General features: G+C 34.8%; 4 protein-coding genes, 1 pseudogene and 1 riboswitch. All 5 genes and pseudogenes read right to left on the bottom strand.

The window, feature by feature from the left end:
- Positions 1-423: 423 nt before the first annotated feature.
- The gene (metF, locus tag L6Q46_RS11285; protein ID WP_291284389.1) at positions 424-1,380 is read right to left on the bottom strand and encodes a methylenetetrahydrofolate reductase [NAD(P)H]; all 957 of its coding nucleotides are present in this window, start codon (positions 1,378-1,380) and stop codon (positions 424-426) included.
- A 77-nt stretch (positions 1,381-1,457) separates the two neighbouring features.
- A complete protein-coding gene (gene metH, locus L6Q46_RS11280) occupies positions 1,458-4,130 on the bottom strand; it encodes a methionine synthase (protein ID WP_291284388.1) in 2,673 nt (890 codons plus the stop codon).
- Between the two features lie 47 nt (positions 4,131-4,177).
- Positions 4,178-5,293 carry a homocysteine S-methyltransferase family protein gene (locus tag L6Q46_RS11275; protein ID WP_291284387.1) on the bottom strand — a complete coding sequence of 372 codons (1,116 nt, stop codon included), beginning with the start codon at positions 5,291-5,293 and terminating at the stop codon, positions 4,178-4,180.
- A gap of 82 nt (positions 5,294-5,375) precedes the next feature.
- A riboswitch (SAM riboswitch) is annotated at positions 5,376-5,480 on the bottom strand.
- A 152-nt stretch (positions 5,481-5,632) separates the two neighbouring features.
- Positions 5,633-6,805, bottom strand: coding sequence for an aminotransferase class I/II-fold pyridoxal phosphate-dependent enzyme (locus tag L6Q46_RS11270; protein WP_291284386.1), 1,173 nt, complete (start codon positions 6,803-6,805; stop codon positions 5,633-5,635).
- Between the two features lie 90 nt (positions 6,806-6,895).
- Positions 6,896-7,239 (bottom strand): annotated as a pseudogene (locus tag L6Q46_RS11265) (bifunctional aspartate kinase/homoserine dehydrogenase I); the annotation flags it as partial.

Raw genomic sequence — 7,239 nt, 5'->3', positions numbered from 1 at the left:
GAATAAAAAATATATTTTTTTCAATCACAATCATTTTAAAGAAAATTAAAATTAAATATTTAACATTTTTATTGAATTATATTTAAATAAAATCTCGTAAAAACACATTAATATAAATTAAACCTCTCAAAACAATCAAAAAATAGAAAAATTCGAAAAAATACACTTTTTAAAAAACAACAAAATGTCATTAATCGAATTTCTGTGTTTTTCGTCGATAAATTTATTACTAAATAGGCAATTAAAAATCACCTTTCGTTTAAAATAACAATTTGTTAATTTAAAATCTTAATGATTACGACTCAATAAACAACTTTTTTGAAACACTAACTTTACTTACGAATAAAAGCTTAACTTGGATTTAAAAAAAAATCTCCTAAGTACGAAATACTTAGGAGACCTAACTTTAAAAAGAACTATAATTTAAAAAATTTCTCTTGCAATTGCTTTAACATTCTCTGCTTTTCCCATAGAATAATAATGTAAAACTGGAATTCCTGCCGCGATTAACTCTTTACTTTGTTGGATACACCATTCAATTCCAATTTGTTTTACAGCATCATTATCTTTTGCTTTCACTACAGCCATAATTAAATCATCGGGTAATTCTAAACTGAATCGATGTGGAATTAAATTCAATTGTTTTTTGGTTGCAATAGGTTTTAATCCTGGAATAATTGGAACTGTAATTCCAGCAGCTCTACATTTAGTTACAAAATCGAAGAATTTTTTATTATCAAAAAACATTTGAGTGATAATATAATCCGCTCCGTTTTTAATTTTTTGCTTTACAAAATGAATATCGCTATCTAAACTTGGTGCTTCCATGTGTTTTTCGGGATAACCAGCAACTCCAATGCAAAAATCGGTTTTAGTAGAATTTTGCAAATCTTCGTCCAAATAAATTCCTTTATTCAAATTGCTAATTTGCGTTACTAATTCAGAAGCATAAGCATGACCTTCTTTTTCAGGTTTGAAGTAAATTTCGCTTTTAACTGCATCACCACGAAGCGCTACAACATTGTCAATTCCTAAGAAATCCAAATCAATTAATAAATTCTCTGTGTCTTCTTTGGTAAAACCACCACACAAAATATGCGGAATAGCATCCACTTCATACTTATTCTGAATTCCAGCACAAATACCAACCGTTCCTGGACGCTTTTTTACTACTTTTTTCTGAAGTAAGCCATTTGCTAATTCCTTGAATTCATATTCCTCACGATGATAGGTTACATCAATAAACGGCGGATTGAATTCCATTAACGGATCAATACTATCAAAAATAGATTGAATGTTTTGTCCTTTTAATGGAGGTAAAATTTCGAAAGAAAACAAAGGTTTTCCGTTGGCGTTTTGTATATGTTCAGTTACTTTCATGTTTTTTAATTTCAGGTTTCAAGTTTAATGTTTCAAGTTAGTTACACAACTTGAAACATTAAACTTGAAACAAATATTTAATCTGCTAGGTTGGGTGAGAGCCATTTTTCGGCTAATTCAACATTTATATTTCTTCTTTTGGCGTAATCTTCTAATTGGTCTTTTTTAATTTTTCCTAAGCCAAAATATTTACTTTCTGGATTCGCAAAATAATAGCCCGAAACCGAAGCTGCTGGCCACATCGCCATACTTTCAGTTAACTTTACTCCTATTTCTTGTTCTACATTTAGTAATTTCCAAATGGTTGGTTTTTCTAAATGATCAGGACAAGCGGGATAACCTGGAGCTGGACGAATTCCTTTATATTTTTCTTTGATTAATTCGTCATTTGACAACACCTCATCCGAAGCGTAACCCCAAATTTCTTTTCTAACTTTTAAATGCAAATATTCTGCAAAAGCTTCTGCTAATCTATCACCCAAAGCTTTAACCAAAATGGAATTATAATCGTCTAATTGTTTTTCGAATTCCGAAGCTTTTTCATCTACCCCAAATCCGGTTGACACACAAAAACATCCAATATAGTCTTGTTTTCCAATTTCTTTCGGAACAATAAAATCTGCTAAAGCGATATTTGGTGCTCCAACCGTTTTTTGAGACTGTTGACGAAGCGTTAAAAACTTCTCAACTTCGCTTGAAGTAATAACCTCAACATCGTCATCATTTATTGTGTTAGCTGGAAAAATTCCTAAAATTCCTTTTGCTGTGAACCATTTTTCTGAAACAATTTGAGAAAGCATTTTTAGGGCATCTTTATATAAATCAGAAGCTTGTTCGCCTACAATTTCATCCGTTAAAATCACTGGAAATTTCCCATACAATTCCCATGATTGAAAGAATGGTGTCCAATCGATGAAATCTACTAATTCTGACAACTCGACTTCAATGGTTTTTGTTCCGATGAAATTTGGTTTTACAGGTTCGTAAGTGTCCCAGTCGATTTTGAATTTATTTTTGCGAGCTTCTTCAATAGACAAGAAGTTTTTCTCTTTGCTTCTATTCAAATATCCTTCTCTTAACTTATCATATTCTACGCGAAGCGAATGTGCATAAGTTACTTTCGTTTCCGATTGTAATAAATGGGTTGCAACTGTTACTGCACGTGAAGCATCATTTACATGCACAACTGTTTCCTTATATTCTGGAGCAATTTTAACAGCGGTGTGAGCACGAGAAGTGGTTGCGCCACCAATCATTACTGGAATTTTGATGTTTAATTTATCCATTTCTTTGGCCAAATACACCATTTCATCCAACGAAGGCGTTATCAAACCACTCAAACCTATAATGTCTACATTTTCTTTAACTGCAGTTTCAATGATTTTTTCAGGTGGAACCATCACACCTAAATCGATGATTTCGAAATTATTACACGCCAAAACAACGGATACAATGTTTTTACCAATATCATGCACATCACCTTTTACAGTTGCCATCAATACTTTTCCTGCTGATGAAGATTTTCCGTCCTTTGAAGCTTCAATATAAGGAAGTAAATAAGCTACCGCTTTTTTCATTACGCGAGCCGACTTCACTACTTGAGGCAAGAACATTTTTCCACTTCCGAATAAATCTCCAACCACATTCATTCCGTTCATCAGATGATTTTCGATAACTTCTATTGGTTTTTCAACCAACTGACGCGCTTCTTCCACATCAATTTCGATAAACTCATCGATTCCTTTTACTAACGAATGCGTTAAGCGCTCTTGAACTGAACCATTTCGCCACTCAGCAATAGCTTTTTCATTCGATTTTACATCGCCTTTAAAACTTTCGGCTAAATCCAATAAACGTTCTGTAGCATCTTCTCTTCTGTTTAAAAGAACATCTTCAACATGTTCAAGTAAAACCTTGTCAATTTCATCATAAATCTCTAACATTTCAGGATTTACGATTCCCATCGTCATTCCGTTTTGAATTGCATGATACAAGAATGCTGAATGCATCGCCTCACGCACTTTATCGTTCCCACGGAAAGAAAAAGACACATTACTAACTCCGCCCGAAACATGTGCATACGGAAGATTTTCGCGAATCCATTTGGTAGCACGGAAGAAATCTAAAGCATTTAATTTATGCTCTTCCATTCCGGTTGCAACAGGAAAAATATTAGGGTCGAAAATGATATCTTCGGCAGGAAAACCAACTTGATTCACCAGAATATCGTAACTTCTTTTACAAATTTCGATACGTCTTTCGTAAGTATCGGCTTGACCGTTTTCGTCAAAAGCCATCACGATTACAGCGGCTCCGTATCGTTTGATTAATTTGGCATGATGAATAAAAGTAGCTTCTCCTTCTTTTAAAGAAATCGAGTTCACCACACCTTTTCCTTGAATTACTTTTAAACCTGCTTCAATGATTTCCCATTTTGAGGAATCAATCATAACAGGAACTCGGGCAATATCAGGTTCAGCTGCGATTAGGTTTAGGAATTTGGTCATAGCATAAACACCATCCAACATTCCTTCATCCATATTGACATCGATGATTTGCGCGCCACCTTCAACTTGAGCACGTGCAATTTCTAACGCTTCATCATATTTTTCTTCTTTAATTAATCGAAGAAATTTTCTAGAACCGGTTACGTTTGTTCGTTCTCCAACGTTTACAAAATTGGTTTCTGGAGTTACAATCAAAGGTTCTAAACCTGATAATTTTAAATATTTATCGGAATTATAACTCATTATTTATTCTTTTATAATGTTTCGCAACATCTTTCCAAAAGGATTTACTATTGCTCACGTATTGGCAAACCCAACATCGTTGCGACTGTAAAAATGTTTCGAATTGTATTTTTATGGTACTGTTTTTCATTGTTTTCATTTTGAATAATTGATGAATCAATTATTGAGACAACGCATGCGTTTTCTCTACGGGGGCGTGGCTTGAATTCTTTTGCTACCTCGGCAATTAATTTGATATGTTCGGGTGTCGTTCCGCAACATCCACCGATTATATTCACTAGATTTTCTTGTAAATATTCGCGAATTAATTGTTGCATTTCCTCAGGAGTTTGGTCGTATTGCCCGAAGGCATTGGGTAAACCTGCATTGGGATGCGCCGAAATATTTAATGAGGTGTTATTTCCTAATCGTTTCAAATACGGTTTCAATTGATCGGCTCCTAAAGCGCAATTAAATCCAACACTCAACAACGGAATATGCGAAATCGAAATCAAAAAAGCTTCCACAGTTTGACCCGAAAGCGTTCTTCCAGAAGCATCCGTGATTGTTCCTGAAACCATTACTGGAATATCTATATTTCTTTCTTCTTTTACTTCTTCGATGGCAAACAAAGCAGCCTTTGCATTTAAAGTATCGAAAATCGTTTCTACCAAAAGCAAATCGCAACCGCCATCAATTAACGCTTCGACTTGTTGTTTGTAGGCGATTTTTAGGTCGTCGAAATTCACAGCTCGAAATCCTGGGTCATTTACATCAGGCGACATAGAAGCGGTTCTGTTGGTTGGTCCGATAGAACCAGCAACAAATCTTGGCTTATCCGTAAACTCATCAGCAACTTCACGAGCGATTTTTGCCGATTGAAAATTCAATTCGTAAACTAAATCTTCCATGTGATAATCCGCCATTCCGATGGTTGTTCCCGAAAATGTATTAGTTTCTACAATATCGGCTCCCGCTTCAAAATAAGCACGATGTACCGATTTTACTGCTTCTGGTTGTGTAATGGAAAGTAAATCGTTATTTCCTTTTAAGGGATGTGGAAAATCTTTGAAACGTTCGCCTCTAAAATCTTCTTCTTCAAATTTATAACGCTGCAACATCGTTCCCATAGCTCCATCGAGCACGAGAATTCGTTTTTTGATTTCTTCTTGAATTTTTGACATTGTATTCTCTCGCAAAGGCTAATTACCTAATTTTTCTTGATTAACTTAATTTGTTACCGTAGAAAGTTGGAGAGCAATTCTAACGTTATCTGCTTCCGATAAATCGGAATAGAATGTAGCACCTTCTACAAGTGTAGGGTTGCTAAGCTTTCGTAGGGTCTATTCCCTCCAGCTTTCGTGATAACAAACACTATAATTATGAACACTGCAAATGTAGTGACAAAATTGAAATTATGAAATATTTTCTAAAATTTCATTAAAAAAATAACATCAATAGATTTATATTCTAAATTAATAATTTCAAACAGAATATAAATCTATAAAATGATTAAAAAACTTTTATCCTAACGCTTGTTTCAAATCATTAATTACATCTTGAACCGTTTCTAAACCCACAGAAACGCGCACCAACCCATCAGTAATACTTACGGCTAAACGTTCTTCTTCAGTTAATTTACTGTGTGTTGTAGAAGCTGGATGCGTTACAATTGAACGCGTGTCTCCTAAATTAGCAGATAACGAACATAATTTGATTTTATCTAAGAATTTTCTTCCCGATTCAATTCCGCCTTTGATTTCGAAAGCTACAATGTTTCCACCTAATTTCATTTGCTTTTTTGCGACATCATATTGCGGATGTGATTTCAAAAACGGATATTTCACTGAAGCTACGTTGGGATGATTTTCTAAAAACTCAGCTACTTTTAAAGCGTTTTCGCAATGTTTTTCGATACGAACCGGCAACGTTTCTAAACTTTTTGACAACACCCAAGCATTGAAAGGCGACAAGGCCGGACCAGTATTTCGGGAAAACAAATAAATTTCACGAATTAAATCGGAGCGTCCAACGGTTACTCCGCCTAAAACACGACCTTGACCATCGATTAATTTAGTTGCAGAATGAATCACTAAATCGGCACCAAATTGAATTGGATTTTGAATATAAGGCGTTGCAAAACAGTTATCAATGATTAAAATTAAGTTGTGTTTTTTTGCAATTTGCCCCAACAATTCTAAATCTAAAATATCAACTGCTGGATTGGTTGGAGATTCTGCGTAAAAGATTTTCGTATTTGGTTGGATGAAATTTTCAATCGTTTCCGGTTTATTGACATCGAAATAGGAGGTCGTGATATTCCATTTTGGGAAATATTTGGTAAACAACGTATGTGTAGAACCAAAAACACTACTTGCCGAAACAATATGATCACCTGAATTTAATAAAGCTGCAAAAGTAGAATACACTGCCGCCATTCCGGTTGCGAAAGCGTAGCCGTCTTCTGCTCCTTCCATTTGACAAATTTTCTCAACAAATTCAGATGTATTGGGATTAGAAAATCGGCTGTAAATATTGCGTTCTTTCTCCTCAGCAAAGGAAGCGCGCATATCTTCGGCATCTTCAAAAATAAAACTTGAAGTTAAATATAGCGGAACTGAATGTTCTAAATATTGCGAACGTTCTAATTGCGTTCTGATGGCTTGGGTTTCTAATCCTAAATTTTGATTGCTCATGGTTTTGTTTGTTGAATTGTTTAATAGTTTGAAATGTTAAAAGTAAAACCTACAAGACTTTAAAATCTTGCAGGTTTTGAGTTTGGGCTGTTATAATTTTTTTTCGGATAAGCGTAAAATATCGCCAAAAACACCTCTTGCAGTTACGGATGCTCCTGCTCCAGCGCCTTGAATTACGATAGGTTGCTCGCCATACGACTCTGTATAAATTTCAAAAATAGAATCCGAACCTTTTAACGAACCTAAAGCTGAATTGGCTGGAACCGAAATTAGTTTTACTTCTAATTTTCCTTTGTCTTGTTGTAAATCGCCTGATAATTCGCCGATGTATCGCAACACTTCGTTTGGACCTTGAGCGTCTTTAATGTTTTGGTAGATTCCGTCTAATTCGGATAAACGCTTTAGAAAATCTGCTGCACTTCCTTCGCGCAAAG

This window comes from Flavobacterium sp., assembly GCF_023151265.1.
Classification (GTDB): Bacteria; Bacteroidota; Bacteroidia; order Flavobacteriales; family Flavobacteriaceae; genus Flavobacterium.
Note: the sequence above shows the minus strand (reverse complement) of the source record. Positions and strands in the feature narration are given on the sequence as shown.